General features: G+C 34.2%; 19 protein-coding genes and 2 tRNA genes. 18 read left to right on the plus strand and 3 right to left on the minus strand.

From position 1 onward, the window contains the following. Positions 1–63 precede the first annotated feature (63 nt). The 5 genes from HAW63_01145 to HAW63_01165 all read left to right on the plus strand — a co-directional run bounded on the left by HAW63_01145 (position 64) and on the right by HAW63_01165 (position 6,901). A complete protein-coding gene (locus HAW63_01145; protein ID MBE8162580.1) occupies positions 64–1,014 on the plus strand; it encodes a cystathionine beta-synthase in 951 nt (316 codons plus the stop codon). Between the two features lie 200 nt (positions 1,015–1,214). Next, positions 1,215–2,726: an ATP-binding protein gene (locus HAW63_01150; protein ID MBE8162581.1), complete on the plus strand. Its 1,512-nt coding sequence runs from the start codon at positions 1,215–1,217 to the stop codon at positions 2,724–2,726. Between the two features lie 102 nt (positions 2,727–2,828). Next, a tRNA-Cys gene (locus HAW63_01155) sits at positions 2,829–2,902 on the plus strand. 248 nt (positions 2,903–3,150) lie between these two features. Beyond that, positions 3,151–3,738 carry a hypothetical protein gene (locus tag HAW63_01160; GenBank protein MBE8162582.1) on the plus strand — a complete coding sequence of 196 codons (588 nt, stop codon included), beginning with the start codon at positions 3,151–3,153 and terminating at the stop codon, positions 3,736–3,738. A gap of 52 nt (positions 3,739–3,790) precedes the next feature. Beyond that, positions 3,791–6,901: a hypothetical protein gene (locus HAW63_01165; protein ID MBE8162583.1), complete on the plus strand. Its 3,111-nt coding sequence runs from the start codon at positions 3,791–3,793 to the stop codon at positions 6,899–6,901. Between the two features lie 165 nt (positions 6,902–7,066). On the opposite strand, the gene ahpC is transcribed toward HAW63_01165, so the two are convergent. After that, complete coding sequence (ahpC, locus tag HAW63_01170) at positions 7,067–7,633, minus strand: peroxiredoxin (protein ID MBE8162584.1); 567 nt, start codon at positions 7,631–7,633, stop codon at positions 7,067–7,069. Between the two features lie 212 nt (positions 7,634–7,845). Here ahpC and HAW63_01175 point away from each other — a divergent pair, with 212 nt between their 5' ends. Both HAW63_01175 and HAW63_01180 read left to right on the plus strand, forming a co-directional pair. Further along, on the plus strand, positions 7,846–8,796 hold the full coding sequence (locus tag HAW63_01175) for a LysR family transcriptional regulator (GenBank protein MBE8162585.1): 951 nt from the start codon (positions 7,846–7,848) through the stop codon (positions 8,794–8,796). A gap of 6 nt (positions 8,797–8,802) precedes the next feature. Further along, positions 8,803–10,020 carry an MFS transporter gene (locus tag HAW63_01180; protein MBE8162586.1) on the plus strand — a complete coding sequence of 406 codons (1,218 nt, stop codon included), beginning with the start codon at positions 8,803–8,805 and terminating at the stop codon, positions 10,018–10,020. Positions 10,021–10,025: 5 nt separating this feature from the next. On the opposite strand, the gene HAW63_01185 is transcribed toward HAW63_01180, so the two are convergent. Next, positions 10,026–10,102, minus strand: a tRNA-Met gene (locus tag HAW63_01185). Between the two features lie 212 nt (positions 10,103–10,314). On the opposite strand from HAW63_01185, the gene HAW63_01190 reads away from it, so the two are divergent. The 11 genes from HAW63_01190 (at position 10,315) to HAW63_01240 (ending at position 18,815) form a co-directional block, all read left to right on the plus strand. Then, positions 10,315–11,232, plus strand: a complete 918-nt coding sequence (locus tag HAW63_01190; GenBank protein MBE8162587.1) for an ABC transporter ATP-binding protein — start codon at positions 10,315–10,317, stop codon at positions 11,230–11,232. Between the two features lies 1 nt (position 11,233). Further along, positions 11,234–12,043, plus strand: coding sequence for an ABC transporter permease (locus tag HAW63_01195; protein ID MBE8162588.1), 810 nt, complete (start codon positions 11,234–11,236; stop codon positions 12,041–12,043). Positions 12,044–12,115: 72 nt separating this feature from the next. After that, on the plus strand, positions 12,116–13,447 hold the full coding sequence (gene ffh, locus HAW63_01200) for a signal recognition particle protein (GenBank protein ID MBE8162589.1): 1,332 nt from the start codon (positions 12,116–12,118) through the stop codon (positions 13,445–13,447). Positions 13,448–13,498: 51 nt separating this feature from the next. After that, on the plus strand, positions 13,499–14,596 hold the full coding sequence (locus HAW63_01205; GenBank protein MBE8162590.1) for a saccharopine dehydrogenase: 1,098 nt from the start codon (positions 13,499–13,501) through the stop codon (positions 14,594–14,596). Between the two features lie 88 nt (positions 14,597–14,684). Continuing rightward, a complete protein-coding gene (rpsP, locus tag HAW63_01210) occupies positions 14,685–14,924 on the plus strand; it encodes a 30S ribosomal protein S16 (protein ID MBE8162591.1) in 240 nt (79 codons plus the stop codon). Positions 14,925–14,977: 53 nt separating this feature from the next. Beyond that, on the plus strand, positions 14,978–15,223 hold the full coding sequence (locus tag HAW63_01215; protein MBE8162592.1) for a KH domain-containing protein: 246 nt from the start codon (positions 14,978–14,980) through the stop codon (positions 15,221–15,223). A 9-nt stretch (positions 15,224–15,232) separates the two neighbouring features. Continuing rightward, on the plus strand, positions 15,233–15,811 hold the full coding sequence (locus HAW63_01220; protein ID MBE8162593.1) for a hypothetical protein: 579 nt from the start codon (positions 15,233–15,235) through the stop codon (positions 15,809–15,811). Beyond that, positions 15,808–17,127, plus strand: a complete 1,320-nt coding sequence (trmD, locus tag HAW63_01225; protein MBE8162594.1) for a tRNA (guanosine(37)-N1)-methyltransferase TrmD — start codon at positions 15,808–15,810, stop codon at positions 17,125–17,127. The genes HAW63_01220 and trmD overlap by 4 nt, the downstream gene beginning before the upstream one ends. Positions 17,128–17,316: 189 nt before the next feature. Next, positions 17,317–17,643, plus strand: a complete 327-nt coding sequence (gene rplS / locus HAW63_01230) for a 50S ribosomal protein L19 (protein MBE8162595.1) — start codon at positions 17,317–17,319, stop codon at positions 17,641–17,643. 25 nt (positions 17,644–17,668) lie between these two features. After that, positions 17,669–18,247 carry a ribonuclease HII gene (locus HAW63_01235; protein MBE8162596.1) on the plus strand — a complete coding sequence of 193 codons (579 nt, stop codon included), beginning with the start codon at positions 17,669–17,671 and terminating at the stop codon, positions 18,245–18,247. 196 nt (positions 18,248–18,443) lie between these two features. Continuing rightward, entirely contained in the window at positions 18,444–18,815 is a 372-nt protein-coding gene (locus HAW63_01240) for a hypothetical protein (protein ID MBE8162597.1), read from the plus strand. Between the two features lie 8 nt (positions 18,816–18,823). Here HAW63_01240 and HAW63_01245 read toward each other — a convergent pair whose 3' ends face one another. Further along, positions 18,824–21,094 (minus strand): LPS-assembly protein LptD, encoded by a 2,271-nt coding sequence (locus HAW63_01245; GenBank protein MBE8162598.1) that lies wholly within the window; start codon positions 21,092–21,094, stop codon positions 18,824–18,826. Positions 21,095–21,099: the final 5 nt, after the last annotated feature.

Raw genomic sequence — 21,099 nt, forward strand, 5'->3', positions numbered from 1 at the left:
TAAGCTATACATCAAACTTTTTTTAGCTGGACTTTTTTTCAACTCCTGACTATTCTCTTATCTATGATTTATAATAATATTTTAGAAAGTATTGGAAAAACCCCATTAGTAAAATTAAATACTGTGGCTTTAAGCTTAGAGTGTAACCTTTATGCAAAATGCGAATTTATGAACCCTGGCGGCTCAGTTAAAGACCGTATTGGTTACCGCATGATAGCTGATGCCGAAAAACAAGGAAAGATTAAGCCAGGGGATACTATTATCGAGCCCACCAGTGGAAACACAGGGATTGGTTTGGCCATGGCCGGAGCGGTTAAGGGTTATAAAGTCATTATTGTAATGCCCGAAAAAATGAGCAAAGAAAAATCGCGCACCATAGAAGCTTTAGGAGCAGAAGTGGTTCGCACACCTACAGAAGAAGCTTGGGATTCGCCTTTAAGTCATATTGGTGTTGCTAAAAAATTAGCAAAAGAGTTGCCCAATGCGTTTATTTTAGATCAATACAAAAACCTATCTAATCCGTTAGTGCATTATGAAGAAACTGCCGAAGAAATTATAAACGATTTACAAGCGCCTTTAGCGATGCTGGTTGCAGGTGCAGGAACGGGCGGAACTATTAGTGGGGTAGCTAAAAAATTAAAAGAAAAAGATGCCTCTACTATTATTGTTGGTGCCGACCCCGAGGGTTCTTTATTGGCAGGCCCTTCTGATATTTTTTCTTATGAGGTAGAGGGCATTGGCTATGACTTTATTCCCGATGTATTAAATAGAGACTTAATCGATCAGTGGGTAAAAACTAATGATAAAGAATCCTTTGTGTGGTCGCGCCGTTTAGTGAAAGAAGAGGGCTTGTTATGTGGAGGGTCTAGCGGCTCTGCCATGCAGGCCACAATGCAGGCAGCAAAATCTTTAAAAAAGGGCGACAACTGCGTAGTTATTTTACCAGATGGTATTCGTAATTATATGACTAAATTTTTAGATGATGCTTGGCTAAAAGAGCGAAAATTTATTTAAAGTATATTTATCTATCGCTAATCGATATTCAAGCGTTTTAAATTTTTTGTAAAAAAATATTTTCTTAACAAAGCAGTCCAATCTTATAAAAGCCTAAATGCGGACTTTTATTTTATAAGCTTGTTATTTTACTTATCTTGTTTTTCTTTTTTTTGCATACACCAGTTAATCATACACAAAATCAGCAAAGGAGAGATTTAATGCAGGTATATTCTTTTGTGCATCAATCTTTTGATATACAAACTATTGAAGTGGAGGTTAGCTTGGCCCCAGGTCTTCCTAACTTTCAGATTATGGGTTTGCCCGATTCGGCCATTAAAGAAAGTCAGTTTAGAATTAAATCTGCCTTAAGGCAGCAAGGCTTTACTTGGCCTAAAGCGCAACAGGTTTTAGTCAATTTGCGGCCAGCACATATCAAAAAATCTTCCCCTGGTTTAGACTTAGCTATTGCTTATGCGTATTTATTAAAAACCCAACAAATAAAGCCTGTAGATATTTCTAAAAAAGGTAAGTTATTTGTTTACGGAGAGCTTAATTTAGAGGGAAGTGTTTTTATTCCAGAAAATTTTTTACATACAACATTAAATTTGGATAAAGAAGATATTTTGGTTTCTGGAGAGGACAAACAATTTATTTTTTCTGGAGAAAGTTATTTTATTACTAGTTTGTCTGAGTTAAAGTTTTCTGAAAAGAAAAAAGTATCTAGCCATGTCAACGCAGAAAAATGGAAAAATAAATGCACTAGTCAGCGCCCTGTATTTTTGGATTTGCATTTCCCTTTAAATGTGGCCGACCTGTTATCTGTAGCAGGGGTAGGGGGGCATTCTTTATTTTTAGCTGGTCCTGCGGGTTCTGGAAAAAGCACTTTTTGCAAAGCCTTGCATCAATTGCAAATAGACCCTTGTGCAGAAGAAGTGCAAGAGATAAAAAAAATTAGTCAATATTTTGGAAAGCCTTGCGACTGGAGACCTTTAGTTAGCCCACACCATAGTACTCCTGCCTTATCTATAATTGGCTGTGGATACCCTCCTCAGCCAGGAGAAATTACTAGGGCCAACGGGGGAACTTTAGTTTTAGATGAATTTTTAGAATTTGCTAGCCAAGCCCAAGAAGCTTTAAGAGAACCTTTAGAAAGTGGAGAAATTTTTGTTTCTCGTCGAGGAAAAAGTTGTAAGTTTCCGGCTAAATTTCAATTGGTGGCCACAAGTAATTTATGCAAGTGTGGAGATTTAGTGCCTAATCAGCCTATTAATTGTTCGTACAGTTTAGGAAGGTGTCGTTCGTATTTAGAAAAATTAAGTGGGCCTTTGTTAGATCGATTTAGTATTTTAAGTTTTACTCATCAGTGGAAAGCAAAAACCAGTAACTTGTCGTTGTTTTCCGAAGAGTCCGAGCAAGAAAAATATTTATCGGTGGAGCAAATTTTTAAACAAGTGCAAGAGGTAAGGAAGTTTATAAAAAAAGACAGGCCTTGGCAAAAAACCACTAATCATTTTTTATTAAAAAAACAAATTACAGAAAATATAGATGAGTTTTATTATAAAAACTGTATGCCTATTTTTAAAAGCTACAGAAGAGAGCTGGCTTTTTTAAGAGTGGCTAGAAGCTACGCCGATTTAGATTTATCCAGTCAAATAGAAAAAGAGCATTTAGAAAAAGCAAGAGCAATGTGTATTCAAAGCTTTTATGATTTAAAGCAAATTTTTTGTTAAAAATGGGCTATTTTGCAGGCTTAGCTTGCGAATATTAGGAAAATATTGCACTCTAATACAGCCTTTATATGCATGGTGTTTTAGTGCATATATTTTTGCTTGGGTGGTGTAGCCAAGTGGTTAGGCAGAGGACTGCAAATCCTTGAACGCTGGTTCGAATCCAGTCACCACCTCCAAACCTAGTCACAACCTCCAAACCCCGATAACATCTGCCCGTAATTTAGTTTCAGATTTTGTAGATAGAGAAGTGTTGTTTGAAATTACAGGCTTTTGTAGTAATCAAGCTTATATATTTAAGCTAAAATGCTTTCAGGATTTTTAAGCGTAACCGTGTATAAAACTAGACCTTTAGCCAATACAGTTTTTTTTGCCTTTTCCGTTAAGTTTAGTACTCAGTAGTGCAAATATTAAAAAAGGAATTGGCATGTTGAAAGTAGTGATAATTTTACTAGTTAGTTTTTCTGGATTTAACTCTTGGGCAGGACCAGCCAAAAGTCGAAAGTCTAAGGTGGGAGAGGCCGCAAGAGTAAAGCGAAGTAGTAAAAAATCTTTAATACCAAAAAAAATATCATCTAGTTTGACAAAAAAATTAAAGGTTAATTCTGAATTGCGGTTAGAGACGCAAAAAGCTCTACAAAAGATGGTGGATAAACTTCACAAGTCAGGGCCTAGGCTATTAACACAAAAAGAGGCTATTTTTATAGAGTCTAAACAAATTTTACAAGCTTTAGAAACTGCAAAAAAGAGTAAAGACTTAGATGTGCTAGTGAGCTTAGTTAGTAAGCAGTCTTTATCCATGATATCGGGGAGCTCTAAAAGGCAGGTGGAAAACTTTCATTTTTTACTAAAAACTATTAATGCTAAGTTAGTTTCTAGCAATGTGGATCTGTCAAGAGTGTTAAAAAAATCTGCACAAGAATATGTAGTGGCTAGAAAAAAAGTTTCAGAAGCAAAAAAAGAAGCGGAAGGAAATAAGTTTTTAGAAGCATTAAAAAAGCGTTGTGGCGCATAAACATAACTAATACTTTTACCATTAAGTAATAAAGCAGGAGAAAGAAAGTTTTATGTTAAAAATTTTTATTGGGTCTTTTTTTTTATTTTCTGCGGTTTCTTTTTACGATGTTCTTTTACAGAAAAAGACAAGCGGTGTTACAGTAGCCAAGCTTTCCAATACTTTTAAGCGAAAGATAGCCTCTCAAGTTTCTGTTCGTCAAAACCGGGGATACGAAGGAAGAAATCCGCGGCTAAGAAAGGACAATATCAATCAGCCCGCCCCTAAAAAGACAATAAATTTTAAACAATGGTCTCAATCTATTAACGCCACAACAGGTATTGATTTACAAAAACACAGAAAGAGCTTAAAAAAATTAAGACCTAGCGAATTACTTAAAGAATTAAATAAAGCACAAGCACTGCCCAAGCCAAAAAGAATGCAGTCTTTAAGGCTTACTGCTAAACGCTTTATTCCCGAATCTTTACTTTTTTATTTGGCGGGTAACTTGGTGTCTATAACCGACCATGGGCTTGGCATTAGTAAAATTAATAATCCAAGATTTTTTCAAACCGAAATAGATAGCGTGCTGTCTGTTGAGGGTGGATCTCATTTTTTTTCATTTATATTTTTTAATCAAATGTATTCTTCATGGTCTCAAAAAAAAGTACAATCGAAAACCACTTCGGTAGCATTAAGTAAATTTTTGCAAAGTGCTAAAAATTCTTTTGCAGGCATGGCTGTTGCTGGATTAGGGGCAAGTATTGTTTCCGACCTTGGGCCGATGATTTATTACTGTAATTTAGGTCAATTAAAAAAAGTACAAGATACGCAAGCTTCTGATATTTTTACAACACCAGCCAAACATATTGCTTCTTGTGACGATTTATATTTACGATTTATTTCGGGAAGAATGCAGTCAGAGTGGATCAATCAATTAGCATTAGGCCTAATTCCAGCAGCGGTGCTTTCTCATGGAGTTAGTGCTTCGGGCAAACGACTTTTTAAACAAGCAGGTACTGTAAAAAAATGGTTTCAAAGCAGTAGCCTTTTTCAGGCAGGCAGTGCTGCAAAAAAAGCGCAAGCAGGAAAGCTAGCTTTACTAGCTGGAAAAGTGGCGTCGGGAACAAGGGCTGTTTTTTCTGCCACATGGGTAGGGGCTTTAATTAACTTTAGTTTATTTGTTGGAATAGATAGGTTATTAACTTCGCATGTTAGTTATTGGGGATCTAAAAAACTAAGCGTGGCATTTTTAAATACTTATACAAAAAATTTGCAAGCCTATTTGCAAAAAGGCTTATTTACTTATGCAAGCATTAAAAGTTTAGAAAAAAATAATAAAAATACTCAGGTTTCTCAAGAACTTATTAGTCAATGCACCACTAAAGAATGCATTCAACAGCAATATATTAATCAACCAAAAGTATTTAGTGAAAAAGATTTTTTACAAAATTTTAAATTATATGCAAGCACTATTAGGGATTACCGTCAGTTATTACTATCTAAAGGCCAAGAGCATTATCAAAACTGGATAACGAGTTTTAAAAAACTAAGTTTAAAATATGATGCTGGTTTTCAGTTTTACTATGATTTTATAAATAAAATTGCCAATAACGACCCAATGATTCAATCTAAATGGATACCTTTGGTTTTTATTTTGCCAGAAAAAACCAAAGAGGGTAATTTTATAAACCCTCCCGATTTTACAAGCGAGCCAAGAGCAGAAAATTTATTTTTAAATTCAGGGCAAAAGCAAAACCTTGTAGAGGCACAGGTTTTTTTAAATAAAAAAATAAAAAAGATTAATCAAGTAGGGTGGTTTTTTGATAAAAAAATACTGCTATTTCAATTAAAGCAATTAAAGCGGCAGTTATTTTCTAAGCACATAGATACTCAATTAATAGGCTTTAAAAATTTACAAACATTAGTAAAATATTATAATAAAAAATGGACTTGTGATAATCGTAGAGTGGAAGATTTACAGTGTTCTGTAGTTTATTTATATAAACAATTAGGTCGGCCACAAAGTAAAACTTATTTAGAAAAATACATTCAATATTGGGGGATGGCATTTAAGCACAGCTATGGATCGGATTTATTAAGCCAAACTTTTTCTACAAATTTAGCAGAAGATTTTTTACAGTCTATGGTGTGCGGAAAAACGGAAGGGGAAATTTCTGATATTGTAGGTTGGGATAAGACTTTTTACCCTCCAAAAATTATTAACTTAAAAAACAATTCTTGTAATTTCAATGTGCTAAAAACCCCTGTTGCACATATGTTGTGCGACAAGCCAATGGGTAAAGACGCAATTAATATAGGTGGGGTTCATAAAAAAAAGTGGAAAAAGCCTAGTAAGCATTTTTTAACTGAAGATTTTCAATGTGCTAACTTATGGGGAATTAGCCCAGGAAAACAGCCAAAATATTCGGTAATGTCTACTTATTTTGCAGTTAAAGATAAGGGTCAAGTTAGCACTTACAATAGTTTAGCAGAGCTGGTGGTTGCTCGTTTAGATAAAAAGTTGCTAATTTGTCAAAGCCAAGATTGCCGACACCAATTATCTCAAGCGGTTGCCAAAGATGAAGACAGCAGTGTGTTTGAGTTGTGGTGGAGTGCTCATGTTTCCCCTTATGTGTTAGAGCAAATGAATATAGCGAAAAAGGCGACAAACAAAATTTTAAATCAAGAAATTCTTCCTGTATTGCATGGAAAAACTTTACAAAGCGACAACACAGCTAAGGCCTCTGTTGTTCAGCTATTACAAATCAACACAGAGGCTTTTTCTATAGAAAAATCTTTAAAGATAGAATCTTTAGTGTATCAAAATATTGCGAAAAATATTTATAAAAAGTATTGCAAAGACAAGGTGTGCCTAAAGGAATTAAATCAATGGTCTATAGATGTTCGCCGTAGTTTAAATATATTGTTGAACTATGGTTCCAATGTAGATACACAATCTGCTCAAAAGTTATCAAAGAACCTAAAAATTGCTTACCATAATTTTTTCTATACGCTATCTCCGCAAAAAAATAGCAAAGTAAATTTTTATTTTGCAGATACGCAAAATTATTTTAAAGTCACCGCTTTTGAAAAAAAAGTGCTAAAGCAAATCTTTCAATCGCTAAATGCGCAATTATTTGAAATAAATTCTTTCCGAAGTTTGTTATTAGAGCGAGAGTAAATAAAAATATTTACAAGGCAGGGGGGTGTGTAAAGCCTCTTTTGCGCCTCACCCCCAGTCCTAGCAAAACATATATCACCACCTAGAAAGGTGCCGAAGCAAAAGAGATTTTGCACACCTCTCTTGCCTTTAAAAATGGGTTTTTAAATTCGCCGCAGTTAAAAATTAAATTTTTCCTACTAAATCTAGTCCTGGTTTTAAAGTATCCGCGCCAGGAGTCCACTTTGCAGGGCAAACCTCGGCGGGGTGCTTGGCTGTAAATTGCGCCGCTTGTACTTTTCGTAATAACTCGTCAGCATTTCTGCCAATGCTGTTATCTTGAATTTCTGCTAATTTAATTTCGCCTTCAGGATTAATTAAAAAAGTTCCTCTATAGGCAAGACCTGCTTCTTCGATATGCACACCAAAAGATCGAGTTAAAAACCCTGTTGGATCGGCAAGCATTGGGTACTTAATTTTTTTAATAGTTGCAGAAGCATCATGCCAAGCTTTGTGAGTAAAGTGAGTGTCTGTGCTAATGCTATACACTTCTACGCCCATTTGTTGAAACTCTGCGTACTTGTCAGCCATGTCGCCTAGCTCGGTAGGGCATACAAAAGTAAAATCGGCTGGGTAAAAAAAGAAAATACTCCACTTTCCTTTAAGGTCTTTTCCGCTAACGGTTTTAAAATTATTATTGTGGTAGGCTTCAAGTTTAAAATCTGGCGCCTGTGTGTTAATTAATGTATGCATTTGTTTCTCCTTATTTCCATTTAGGGTTTATTGTTACCATAACTATATGTTTTTTTACTAAATGCCTAATACTATTTTTTTATCAACCCATAGTTAAAATCTATCATAAATTTATTTTTAATAGTTAATTTGACATTTCCTCGCTTTTTTGTGAAACCATTAGTATTAGAAAAAAGCAAATATTTGAAAAAAAACAAATATAAAGAGATATAATGGCAACAATTACACAATTAGAGTATTTAAAAGCCGTGGAGCGGTTAGGGCATTTTGGGCGAGCTGCTGAAGAATGTCATGTGTCCCAGCCCACCCTGTCCATTCAAATTCAAAAATTAGAAGAAGAGTTACAGCTTATTATTTTTGATAGATCTAAGAAGCCGATTATTGCCACCGAGGTGGGTAAGGAAGTTTTACAACAAGTAAGCCTAATATTAAAAGAACATAAAAAGCTATATCACTTAGCCAATTTAGGATCTGCGGAACCCAGGGGAGATTTTCACTTAGCAGTGATCCCCACATTGTCTTCGCATCTTTTGCCTCTTTTTGTGGTGGAGTTTGCTAAAAAATACCCAAAAGTGAATTTAAAAATTAATGAATACAAAACACAAGACATTATTACCATGCTACTAGATGATCAAATTGACGCAGGTTTATTGGTAACCCCTTTGGGGGACAAACGCTTGCTAGAAAGGCACCTTTTTTTTGAACCTTTTTATGCTTATATTGCTAAAAAACACCACTTAAATAAAAAAAAATCCATTTCTGAATCAGACTTAGAGGCAGAAGGTTTATGGTTACTAGAGGAGGGGCATTGTTTTAGAGAGCAAGTTTTAAAAGTGTGTTCTAAAAAAAACAAAAACACTGCTTTAAATAATGTAGAATTTTCTGGAGGAAGTTTAGAAACATTAAAAAACTTAGTTAAAAATAACTCGGGCTATACTTTATTACCAGAATTGGCCGCCGTATCTCTGCCTTTGCAAGAGTACAAAGCTTATGTTCGGGAGTTTAAAAAGCCAGCTCCCACAAGGGAGGTTAGTTTGGTGTATAGTCGTAGTTTTTTAAAGGCGAGTATTATTAATTCTTTAGAAAAAGTGATTTTAGATAACTTGCCTAAAAAAATTAAATCTTTAAAAAAACGGGATATAGAAGTTATTGGCATTGGTTAATCTAATATGAAAAATCATTTTTCTGCACTACCTTTAAAGCTTAAACAATTTTATCAGTTTTTAAGTTTGCACTCTTTTTTAGTAGGCCTATTTCCTGTATTAATGCCTAGTTTTTTGTGGAAAAAAGGTATAGGTCTTACCGAGTTATCCGTTTTCATTGCAATCTCTGGCTTAGGTTTTGTGGTGGCTTTGTCTAGCTGGGAGACTATTCATAATCGTTATTCTTTTAAAAGGCTTATGATTATTTCTTTTTTATTACAAATCGGTTTAATGAGCATGTTTTTTTTTCAAGGACAGTTTTTTTTCTTAATAGGTTTGGCGCTATTAAATGGCATGACCAATTGTTTTTTTTGGATTACTCAAAGGGCCTTATTTTTTGAAACTATTGAATTTGGTAACTCGGGAAGGCGCTTTGGTAATATGCAAATATTTTTAGCGCTAATAATAAATATTAGTATTGCAATAGGGGTGGTTTTATTAGAACAAGTTGGTTTTGTTGGAGTATATACAGTATTTTTTTTAGTCGCCATGGGGGCAATTATTTACTACCTTTTATTAAAAAACCCACCAACTTTAACCAAAGATTTAGTCAAGGCTATGCCCTTGGGCTTTAAGGAAGTACTTTTTTTTAGCGATAGGTGGAGGTCAGAAAAAGTTTTTTGGTTAGATGGATTATTTTTATATTTAGAAAGCTACTTTTGGATTATTTCTTTATTTTTAATTGCTCGCGAAAGTTTTTTAACTTTAGGCTTTTTAATTGTTAGTGTCGCCGGCATTTTAGCAATTATTTTTTATTTTATTAAAAATTTAATTGATAAAATGCATTCACAGATTGTGTATTTGGCCAGTGTAATTTTATATGCTGCATCTTGGGGGTTAAGAGCCGTGGTGGATGAAAAGCTTCCCTTAGTTTATTTATTTTTTTTATTAGTTAGCATTACCTTTTTTACAAGCCTTTTTAGGTTAGCTTACAATAAGCGATTTTTTGATATAGCCCAGCAAGGCAGTAAGCATAGGTACTTATTTATAAAAAGCTATTTATCGCAAATTTTTATTATGTTGAGCTTTACAGCCATTGCGATAACTTCTTTTTTAATGGAAGGGTCTTTATTACTATTAAAGTATATTTATATATTGGCTATTTTATTATCTGCGGGATATTTCTTTTATCGCCCTAGAGAGAAATTCCATTTGGCCCATAAACGAGGTTACAAAAATCTTTAAAAAATTGGTTGCGGAGGAGGGATTTGAACCCACGACCTTCGGGTTATGAGCCCGACGAGCTACCAGACTGCTCCACCCCGCGACAGGTGAACACAACACTATTTTAAAGCCTAAAACAAGTCAAGTCTCTTTTAAATCCATAGATAATTTCGAGTAGACACTCTTTTTAAGTATAGTTATACTGGGTTTCACAATTTATAAAAGTAAAGGCCTTTTGCTCGAGCACTTCTTTAGGGAGAATCGAAAAAGTTTTTAGTTTTATAAATTATAAAAACAAGAAACAACAGCAACTTTATGTCAAAAAATAAAAGTATTTTAACGGTTAAAAATTTAAGCAAAAGTTATGGTAACTTTAAAGCTGTAGATAATGTTAGCTTTACTATTGCCAGCGGAGAAGTTTTTGCACTTCTTGGCCCCAATGGAGCTGGAAAAACTTCTATTATTTCTTGTATTTCTGGTGTGCAAAATTTTGAGCAAGGTAGTATTGCTATTGATGGTGCAGATATTGTTACTTCTGTGAAAGACGCTAAATTTAATATGGGTGTTGTTCCTCAAGAGCTTATTAATCACGGCTTTTTTAATGTGCAGCAAATTTTAGAATTTTATTCTGGCTTTTATGCTATTGGTAAAAACAAAGATAGAATTCATTTTTTATTAGACCGACTAGGTTTGTGGGAACATAAAGACAAAAGAGTTCGTACACTTAGCGGAGGTATGAAAAGGCGAGTGTTAATTGCCAAGGCATTACTGCATAAGCCAAAATTATTATTATTAGATGAGCCTACGGCAGGAATTGATATAGAACTTCGTAAGCAGTTGTGGTCTTTTGTTAAAGAGTTAAAGGCAGAAGGAATGGCTATTTTATTAACCACCCATTATTTAGAAGAGGCAGAACAATTGTCTGATCGACTGGGGGTTTTGCGACAAGGTAAGCTAGAATGTTTAAGCGATTCAAAAAGTTTAATTACTAAGTTAGGAACAAAAATAATCTGCATAGAGTTAGAAAAGCCTATGGAGACAAAACATCCCTTATTATTAAAAGTGGAAGGAAGAAAATTGCACTTTCATCTTCCAATGAATTATTCTTTAGGTGCATTGTTTAAAGAAAACAATATTGAAACCAAAGATGTGGCAGATATTCATATAGAAAAAAGTAATTTAGAAAGTGTAGTAGAGGGTTTTTTACAATCAGAAATAACCGCAGAGGTGTAGTATGCAAGTGCCAGTAGGTAAACAAGGCAATTTATTTTGGGTACCTTTTTTCTTTATTTTTTATAAAGAAGTTCGTCGCTTTCAAAGCGTATTTATCGAAACGGTTTTAGGGCCCGTAGTTAGCACTGCTTTGTACATTGTTGTTTTTGGCATGGCTATGTCTTCTCAGTTGCAGGGGCCAGATAGTTTGCCCTATATTGCCTTTTTATTACCAGGGTTGATTATGATGAGTTGTTTAAACCAATCCTTTCATGGCACTACCGCGGCTTTTGTTACAGCTAAGTACACAGGAGAAATTGAAGATTACGCAAGATTGCCAATTAGTTCTAATCAATTGCTAATTGGTTTTATTTTAGGCGGTTGGTTAAGAGGTATGGTTATTAGCTTTTTTAATTTAATCATAGGTAGTTTAGCGTATTATTATTTATATCACTCTTGGATCCCTTTAGAAAACCCGTTTCTTTTATTAGTATTTTTATCACTGGGAGGTTTAACTTTTAGTTGTTTAGGCGCAGCTATTGGCGTTTGGGCCCAAAGCCACGAGCATATTTCTGCCATTGGCATTTTTGTACTAGCCCCTTTAATTTTTTTAGGAGGGGTATTTTTTTCTGTAAAAAACTTTAGCCCATTTTGGAAAACCGTGTCTTCGTTTAATCCTATATTCTATATGATTAATGGAACTCGTTATAGCTTTTTAGGCATGTCCGATGTTTCTGTTTTAACTTGTTTGGCAGTTTCTATTTTTTCTATTTTAGTCATTTATGGTATTGCTTACTATTTGTGTAAGAAAGTTCACTTTCAAAGATGGTAAGTAGTAAAAAAATTATTTTTTTAAAAAAATAAAAGATTATTGTAATAAGAATGTTATTTAAAGGTATTTTGCATGTTTCAAAATTTATCAGAAAAATTTTTATCTAGTATTAAAAAGTTAAAGGGAGAGGCTCGCATTAGCGAGGATAATATTGAAACCACTTTAAAAGAAATTCGCTTTCACTTATTAGAGGCTGATGTTAACTTTAAAGTAGTTAAAACATTTACAGAAAGAGTAAAAAAAAAGGCTTTAGGAACAGAAGTTTTAAGCCACATTAACCCAGGGCAACAGTTTACGCAAATTCTTCATGAAGAATTAAAGCAGTTGCTGGGAGGCGAAGAAGCCTCTTTAGATTTAAAATCTAACCCATCTATAATGTTTATGGTGGGTTTGCAAGGGGCGGGTAAAACTACAAGTACTGCAAAATTAGCTTTGCATTTGCGAAAAAAATTTAAAAGAAAAGTGGGAATGTTTTCGGTGGATGTTTATAGGCCTGCCGCCATTAAACAATTACAAATTTTAGCAAAACAAAACAATATTTTATTTTTTGAATCTAACCCCTCACAAAAACCCAAAGCCATTTTTCAGTCTGCAAAAAAATGGGCTCAAGAAAACGACATAGAAGTTTTATTGGTAGATACAGCGGGGCGCTTGCAAGTGGATGAAGGTTTAATGGCAGAATTAAAAGAATTAAAATCTGTCGCCACTCCTCAAGAAATTTTATTAGTAGTAGATGCTATGCTGGGGCAAGAGTCGGTAAAGGTGGCCGAAGCTTTTCATAAAGAGGTATCTATTAGTGGGCTAATCATGACCAAAGTGGACGGTGATGCTAAAGGGGGGGCTGCTTTAAGTATTCGAGAGGCCTTGGGCTTGCCCATTAAATTTTTAGGCTTAGGGGAAAAAGTCTCCGACTTTGAAGTTTTTTATCCCGACCGTTTAGCTTCGCGCATTTTAGATATGGGAGATGTTTTATCGTTGGTAGAAAAAGCTCAAGATATTATTTCTGAAAAAGAGGCTATGTTATCGGCTAAAAAAATGGCCAAAAATCAGTGGAGTATTGATGACTTTTTAAAGCAAATGAAAATGATGAAAAAAATGGGTGGTATGGGTAGCATTTTAAAAATGTTACCAGGGGCAGGTCAGCTAACCAAGCAAATGAAAGGGATGAACCCTCCCGATGAAGAAATGAAAAAAATTGAAGCCATTATTCAGTCTATGACTCCTAAAGAAAGGCGCAATCATAAAATTTTAAACGCCTCTCGTAGATTACGAATTGCTCAAGGTAGTGGTACAGAGGTTCGTGATTTAAATCGCTTTTTAAAACAGTTTGAACAAAGTAAAAAAATGATGGCACAAATGATGAAAGGCGGCATGGGCAATATGATGTCTATGTTAAAAAGATAGCACTAGTAAAAAGATAGCATTAAAAAAAGTAGTTACTAACAAAGGTATAAAATGGAAAAAGTAATTTTGTGGTTACGAGACGAGGTAAAAGCTTTTGAATACCGAAGCGCTTTAAGCCCTAAGTCTGCTGAAATTTTAATACAAAAGGGAGTGCAGGTAGTAGTGGAAAAATCCATGGTACGCATTTTTGACGATCAGTTATATGCCGATGTGGGTTGTCAATTAGTAGAGGCGGGAAGTTGGAAAACACAAGCCCCTAAAGAGGCTTATATTTTAGGTTTAAAAGAATTAGAAGAACAAAGCACGCCGCTAAAACATAAACACATTTATTTTGCTCATGCTTATAAAAACCAAACCGGTTCTGATAAATTATTGCAACGATTTAAGCGTGGCGGTGGAGAGTTGTTAGATTTAGAATATTTAGTAAGTGAAAAGGGAAAAAGAGTGGCAGCCTTTGGGTACTGGGCCGGTTTTGTGGGCGCGGCTGTGGGTTTAGAAATTTTGCTAAAGCAATTTTTATCTCAAGATTTAAAAAAGTATCAGCTAACCTCCTATAAAACAAAAGAGCATTTTTTAGAGCATTTAAAAGGTTTGTTAAAGCAAGTGGAGGCTAAAAAAATACCAGTTTCGTCAATAAAAACTTTAGTTATTGGGGCCGATGGCCGCTGTGGTACTGGAGCTACCGATTTATTAAAAAGTGTAAACTTGCAACCAAGCCTTTGGGGTCAGAAAGAGACTAAGGGGCGGGGTCTTTTTACAGAGATTTTAGAACACGATTTGTTACTAAATTGTGTGTTTATAAAAAGTCGCATTCCTCCTTTTTTGAATGAAGATTTTTTAAATCAGCAAAGCTCGGGCTATAAATTAAAAGTAATATCGGATGTTAGTTGTGACCCTACGGGGCCATACAATCCTTTGCCTTTGTATAGCAAGGAAAGCACCTTTCAAAAGCCGATTCATTTTTTACCTTATACCAATGCCAACTTATATTTGACAGCCGTAGATCATTTGCCCTCTGTATTACCTAAAGAAAGTAGTAGTGATTTTTCTTCTCAGTTGCTGGGCCCTTTGGCTTCTTTTTTAGCGGGGGAAGATAAGGGAGGGGTATTTGCCAGAGCCTCTAAGCGATTTAAAGAGAAAACTTGCTAGGTGTAGAAGTTATTTAAGTAAAGTGCTAGAAAACACTAGACTTTCTTTTATAAACTTAGTAAAAATGTGTCTGGAATTGGAGAATAATATGGTAGTAATTCGTTTAGCTCGTTTTGGAAGTACTCATAAGCCTAAATATCGTGTCACTGTGGCTGACCAAAGATTTAGCGCCACTGGTCGTTTTTTAGAAGTCGTTGGACATTACGACCCTTTTGCAAAAACCGATGGCTTAGTTTTAAAAATGGATAGAGTGGAGGAGTGGGTTTCTAAAGGGGCTCAACCTTCCGAAAGAGTAAAAAGTTTAATGGCTAAGTACTCGGCTAAGTAAACATAATAAAAATAGTAGAGTTTTCTTTAAAGAAGAAAATTTAAGGAGTTAGTATGGAATCGTCAAACTTACAAGGCTTAGTGTCTTTTATGGCAGAATCTTTAGTAGATAATGTAGAAAGTGTTAGTGTTCATGAAGTGGACGGGGAGCATGGTGCTGTTTTAGAGCTAAAGGTGGACTCTGGTGACTTAGGAAAGGTTATTGGAAAACAAGGCCGCACAGCTCGTGCAATGCGCACTATTTTATCTGCGGCTAGTTCTAAGCTACAAAAGCGCAGCACTTTAGAAATCGTAGAGTAGTTTTAGCTTTTGAATTCTAAGCCTCAGCATTTTTTTCCCGAAAAATCACAAGATGTCCATTGGCAAGAATATCCTGTGGGTTATGTGTCTGCAGCTCATGGCATTGGCGGTGATATTATTTTGCATTTATTTGCTTTTCCAGTAATTGAGATCACTCAACTAAAACATTTAAGATTGTATGCTTATAACAAGCAGTTATTAGAGTATGAAATAAAAAGCCTTCGCCCTTATAAACAATCTTTTCTGGTTACTTGTGGTTTAGAAAATAGAAATAAGGCCGAAGAGTTACAAGGTTCGCAGCTTTGGCTCGAAAAATCGTTTTTATTAAACCAAAAATCTGGTTTTATTTTACAATTTTTGGGTTGGGAACTTTTTGATACTAATAAAAATAAAAATTGTGGCAAGGTGGTAGATTTTGGTTTTAATGGTGTGCAAAATTTATTAGTAATTAAAACTTTAGACAATAATTTTTTTGATGTTCCTTTTTTTAAACACTTAGATTATAAAGTCTGTACAGAAAAAAAACGAATAGAGTTATCGTTGGTGGAAGGTTTAGAAGAATTGACTTATGCTAGAGGGTCGTTGTGAAATTTAATATTATTAGTATTTTTCCAGAAATGATTGAGCAAGCTTTGTCTTGTGGTGTGGTAGGTCGTGGAGTGAAAAATAACACTTTGTCTGTAAATATTGTTAATTTGCGCGATTTTGCTACAGACAAATACCAAAGCGTAGATGATAAGCCTTATGGCGGCGGTGATGGAATGCTGTTAAAGCCCGAGCCCATGGCTAAAGCCTTAGCCTCTTTAGGTATAAAAAACACTTCCACAAGCAACGCGGAAAAGCCCCGCAGTCATAAGGTGGTCTATCTATCCCCTCAAGGAGAGAAGTGGACTCATAATAAGGCTCAAGACTGGGCAAAAAACTGCCAAGAGGTTACGCTCTTGTGTGGTCGCTACGGAGGTTTAGACCAGCGTATTTTAGACTTATATGTAGATGAAGAGGTGTCTGTGGGGGACTATGTATTAAGTGGAGGCGAGTTACCCGCTTTAACACTTGTTGATAGTATTAGCCGATTTATACCAGGGGTTTTGGGGCATGAAGATTCTGCACGAAAAGACTCTTTTAGTGAGTATCTTTTAGAGGCGCCTCAATTTACAAGGCCTGCCGTTTTTCAATCTTTGCAGGTTCCTGAAGTTTTAATGAGTGGAAATCATAAAGATATAGAAAAATACAAAAAAGATTTGTCCATTAGTGTTACGCAACAAAAAAGGCCCGATTTATATGAAAGCTATTTAGCTTTTAAAAATCGGGAAGAAAAAAAAACTTGTGCAAAAGCGCTGGGCTCATTATCTATCGCATTAATGCACAACAAGGTATTAAATAAACAAGGCGAAGAAATTATTACCACGCTTACACATTTTGATATTCACGACATTGCCAGAAGTGCTAAAACCTATAATTTAAAAAAATATTTTATTGTAAATCCTGTACCTGAGCAATTAGCGTTTTTGTCTAGAGTTTTAGACCACTGGAGGCTAAAGAGAACTAAGGGTAGTAATAGAGCACAAGCTTTAGGTTTAGTTAGCGGTGTGATAAATTTTGACGAGCTACTATTACAGTTTTCTAAAAAGCCCTTTATTATCTTTACTAGTGCTAAAAAAATTGCAGGCCTACCGATCATTAGTGTAAAGCAGGTTGCCGAAAAACTACAAAATAAAGTTTCCCTCCAAGGGGAGTCTAAGGAAGTTTTATTATTACTTGGAACTGGCCATGGACTGTCCTCCTCTCTTTTGGATTTGTGTGACGCAGTATTAGAGCCTATTGATACAGGATCAGGCTTTAATCACTTATCTGTTCGCTCTGCGTTGAGTATCTTATTGGATAGAATTTATCAAAACAGTTAAACCAAAGATAAAAGCCTGACTTTTCTTGACCTTTTTTAAGATAAAAGGTAGATTTTCAAAGATTATTAACTTCGCTTTTTTCTTTATAATAACTAAGGTAAAAAAGAGTAAAATTTATTTAAGGTAATTACTATGAGTGATTTTGTAAGAGCGGCTACATTTGGAAAGGCTACCGACATACAAACAGCAATGAAAAAGCTTCCTGCTTTTAAGGCTGGTGATACTATTGCTGTTTACTCTAAAATTAAAGAGGGCGGCAAAGAAAGGTTGCAAAAATTTCAAGGAGTGGTTTTAAAAGTTCAAGGTAGTGGTATGGGGAGAAGTTTCACAGTAAGAAAAATGTCTTCTAGCATTGGCGTGGAAAAAACATATCCTTTCTCTAGTCCATTTTTAGATCGTATTGAGTTAATTTCTCAGGCAAAGGTGCGCAGAGGCCGATTATTTTTTTTAAGAGAGTTAAGTGGTCGAGCAGCAAGGCTAAAATCGGTTGTCTTGCAAAAAGAAACAAAAAAATAAAATTCCTTATAATTAAAAATCTTTTATGCACAATAAAACCATTATTGGCGTGGATGAGGTAGGTAGAGGCTGTTTAGCGGGGCCTGTATTTGCAGCTGCGGTGGTTTTACCTCGTGAGTATGCTTCGCAGCAATTATTTAAAGACTCTAAATTACTAACAGCAAAAGCTCGTGAAGAACTGGCCACATTAATTATAGAGGTGGCTCGAGTTGGAGTTGCTTTTGCAACAGTTAAAGAAATTTTTGATTTAAATATTTTGCAAGCCTCTTTATTGGCAATGAAAAGAGCTGTGGAAAAAATAGATATAAAAGAAGCCACTGTTTTGGTGGATGGTAAATTTACTATTCCTTATTTACCTTCTCAGTTTGTGCAAAAAGCCGTCATTAAAGGAGACTCTAAGCATCAAGAAATTGCAGCGGCATCCATTGTAGCTAAAGTGACTCGAGATAAGCTTCTTGTTAAAATGGCAAGACAGTACCCGCAGTATTTTTTTGAAAAACACAAAGGTTATGGAACTAAATTACACAAAGAGGCTATTCAAAAATGGGGTCCCTGTCAGGAGCATAGATCTTCATTTAAAGGCGTTAAAGAATTTTTGCAGTAATAAGCGCTTAATTCAGAACACAGGCCAGAGCACGGGCCAGAACGCAGGCCAGAACACGGGCCAGAACGCAGGCCAGAACGCAGGCCAGAACGCAGGCCAGAACGCAGGCCAGAACGATATAGTCTATAACAGCGCCCCTCCCATTGATTCACAGTTATTATTTAATTTATCTAAAGCTTTGCAAGTGGTAGAGTTTGTGAATAAGCAAAGTATTTTTTCTACTTGTAGGTACAGAAATTTATCCTCAGAGCAAAAAGGCTATTTAAATGAATTTTTTGTCATCAATTTTTTTTTACAGAAGTCTTATAAATGGGTTTTATATCGCAGCAAAAAATATTTTTCTGAAGTAGATTTATTATTTTTTTATAAAGGCTGTTATCATCTAATAGAAGTAAAGTCTTACAACTCATCTAGTTTTGACATGGGGGTTATTTCTAATAAACAGAAGCAGCGATTAAAAAAAAGTTTTTTGTGTTTACAAAAAAATTTTTCTCCCTTGCGTGCGCATTTAATATCTGTAGATGTGTTACAAAAACAGTTTTATATTTTTTTTGATTTTTTATATTAATGCTATGCTTATATATCTAACTTTAAATCAAGGTAAAAACTACTATCTTGTTTTAATTTGGTTTTTTGTTGAAAGCTAATTTTCCAACAGTGATTATCGGGTTGATAAAAAATTTGATAGTCCCAGGTTTGCACTTGTCGGCCTTGGTTAATTCTTTTAAATAGATCTACACTTCCTTCGACACCCCAGTTATCTGTAGATACTAAACTAGTTAGTTTTAAATTTTCTTGTTTATTATACGAAACATTTTTTTCTGTGCCTGTAAAAAAAGTATTAGAATAGTTTATGTCTACTTTATAGTTTTTATTTTCTGACACCCAATAAATGTAATTACTTGTACTTAATAATTTACTGCTGTGGCTATATTCTGCCTTACTTAAAATTCCTAAATTATTAATAGTTAAATTCATTTTTGTTAAAAGTTTTTCGGCTTGATAATTATTTTTGCCTACAAGAGCGTAAGCTTGAGAAATTTGAAAATCTAATAAGCGAGCGTAATTATCATTGGCTTTTTTAATTACTTGGCTATAAAGTTTAAAATTAATACGGGTATTTTTTTCCACACTATCATAGTAGTCAAATTGAATAATTTCATTGGGGTTGGCAAAATGATTATCACTTAATATTTGTTCTTTATTTTTTTTATTGCTTTGAAAAAAAGAATGCTTATTGTTTATAACCGTAGGGATATAAGAAATTTCTACACTAGGCTCTATATTATGCTTATACTTTACACCTTTTTGAGAAAATATTTTATAAAAATTACTTTTAGCAAAATAATTAAAATTTAAATAGCTTTGGTGTGCAGAGTTTTTATATTCTAATGTGTTTAATGAATTTGCTTTGGGGTTAAAAGAATATAGAAATTGATTATAAGACAATGTTAAACTGGTTTTTATAAGATTGTTGGGTTGAAAATTTAAACTAATATTTGGCTTTATATGTAGCCTTTTTCCAGAAGTAATAATATCTGTGCTAGGGTTAAACAAAGAAGAAGGGTCGGTATTGATAGTTCTTTGACCATTTAATACCTTGCTAGAAACAAAACCTTTCCCGTTGGTATTAAAATGATTAAAATTAAGATTTAAACTAGTGGAAACTTGCTTAAATATTTTTTTATTAGCTAATAGGGCATATTGTAAATTAGGAAAACTATAGATTAGACTTTTTTTAAAAGAAGGACCTTTATGCAAAAGATTTTGGTACAAGCTTCCTTTTATATTTGTATGTTGTATAAAATTTTCGTTTTGAAAATTTTTTGTTAAAGATATTTTATTTTCTAAAGCAGTTTCACCATATTTTTTTAAAATAGGGTCATCTTCATCGTAAAAACCTTGTAAGTATTTTTGGCTGGATATAAATTGAAAACTGAGCCTTTGTATCCAGTTATTTTTATGCTCTAAGTAGTGCTTGTAAGTAAGGGCTGTATATTGAGTATGGTCTGGTTTATTCCAAAGGTGACTTAAGTAAAAGTTTAAATATTTTTTCTTTGCAAATATGTGCCTATACTCTAAAGCACTTCTAATAATTTTTTTACTAAATATAGTTTCATTAATAGTAAGATCATTGTTGATATTAAAAGGTATAAAAAAAGATTGAGAGTAGCTCCAGCCCCACTTTTTACTAAAGGCTATTTTAGGCATTAGTAGCCCAATAGCTCTATTTGTATTAAAAGGAAAGGACAGAAAGGGAAGGGCAAGTATGGGCAGCCGTTTAAGATACATTGTCGGAACCTTAACAAAGCTTCTTTCATTTTTAATTATAATTTTTTTGCTATGAATAGACCAGTCAGGAGAGTTTTTTTTACAATGCTTGCAAGAGGTAAAAATCGCATTGTCTACATGATACTGTAAGCCCTGTTTTTGTATTTTTTTTCCAGTAAAGTGATATTGTTTTGTTGTCAAAACAGCTTTGTAGCACTGCCAATTTTTTTCTTTTAATTGAAAGTATAAAGTTTTACATTTTACAATCGAATCAGAAGAAGTAAGCCGAACTCCCTTTTTAAATATAAGCTCTTTCTTTTTTAAATTAATAGTAGAAGAAGTGGAATAAAATTGGTAGTCACCAACCTTGATATATGTTTTTCCTTTAGTGTAAATTTTCTTTTCTTTTAACTTGTATTGAAAGTAAGAACTGTTGATTAATAAGTCTTGCTTAAGCTTAAGATTTAAACGTTGTAATTGGTTTTTAGCAGACAGCTTTTTTGCATTAGCAGCATTAGAGATGATTATGCACAGGTAAAAAAATAAAAAATAAATTTTTTTATTAAAAAAGTTCACCGGAT

The sequence above is a fragment of the Pseudobdellovibrionaceae bacterium genome (assembly GCA_015163855.1).
GTDB lineage: Bacteria > Bdellovibrionota > Bdellovibrionia > Bdellovibrionales > UBA1609 > JAAOIH01.

What these genes read in the sequence shown, in the direction of transcription:
- HAW63_01160 (MBE8162582.1), top strand. Translation starts at nt 3,151, where the DNA reads ATGTTGAAAGTAGTGATAATTTTACTAGTTAGTTTTTCTGGATTTAAC.
- rpsP (MBE8162591.1), top strand. Translation starts at nt 14,685, where the DNA reads ATGGTAGTAATTCGTTTAGCTCGTTTTGGAAGTACTCATAAGCCTAAA.
- HAW63_01195 (MBE8162588.1), top strand. Translation starts at nt 11,234, where the DNA reads ATGCAAGTGCCAGTAGGTAAACAAGGCAATTTATTTTGGGTACCTTTT.
- HAW63_01190 (MBE8162587.1), top strand. Translation starts at nt 10,315, where the DNA reads ATGTCAAAAAATAAAAGTATTTTAACGGTTAAAAATTTAAGCAAAAGT.
- HAW63_01235 (MBE8162596.1), top strand. Translation starts at nt 17,669, where the DNA reads ATGCACAATAAAACCATTATTGGCGTGGATGAGGTAGGTAGAGGCTGT.
- ffh (MBE8162589.1), top strand. Translation starts at nt 12,116, where the DNA reads ATGTTTCAAAATTTATCAGAAAAATTTTTATCTAGTATTAAAAAGTTA.
- HAW63_01165 (MBE8162583.1), top strand. Translation starts at nt 3,791, where the DNA reads ATGTTAAAAATTTTTATTGGGTCTTTTTTTTTATTTTCTGCGGTTTCT.
- HAW63_01205 (MBE8162590.1), top strand. Translation starts at nt 13,499, where the DNA reads ATGGAAAAAGTAATTTTGTGGTTACGAGACGAGGTAAAAGCTTTTGAA.
- ahpC (MBE8162584.1), bottom strand. Translation starts at nt 7,633, where the DNA reads ATGCATACATTAATTAACACACAGGCGCCAGATTTTAAACTTGAAGCC.
- HAW63_01180 (MBE8162586.1), top strand. Translation starts at nt 8,803, where the DNA reads ATGAAAAATCATTTTTCTGCACTACCTTTAAAGCTTAAACAATTTTAT.
- HAW63_01145 (MBE8162580.1), top strand. Translation starts at nt 64, where the DNA reads ATGATTTATAATAATATTTTAGAAAGTATTGGAAAAACCCCATTAGTA.
- HAW63_01215 (MBE8162592.1), top strand. Translation starts at nt 14,978, where the DNA reads ATGGAATCGTCAAACTTACAAGGCTTAGTGTCTTTTATGGCAGAATCT.
- HAW63_01150 (MBE8162581.1), top strand. Translation starts at nt 1,215, where the DNA reads ATGCAGGTATATTCTTTTGTGCATCAATCTTTTGATATACAAACTATT.
- HAW63_01175 (MBE8162585.1), top strand. Translation starts at nt 7,846, where the DNA reads ATGGCAACAATTACACAATTAGAGTATTTAAAAGCCGTGGAGCGGTTA.
- rplS (MBE8162595.1), top strand. Translation starts at nt 17,317, where the DNA reads ATGAAAAAGCTTCCTGCTTTTAAGGCTGGTGATACTATTGCTGTTTAC.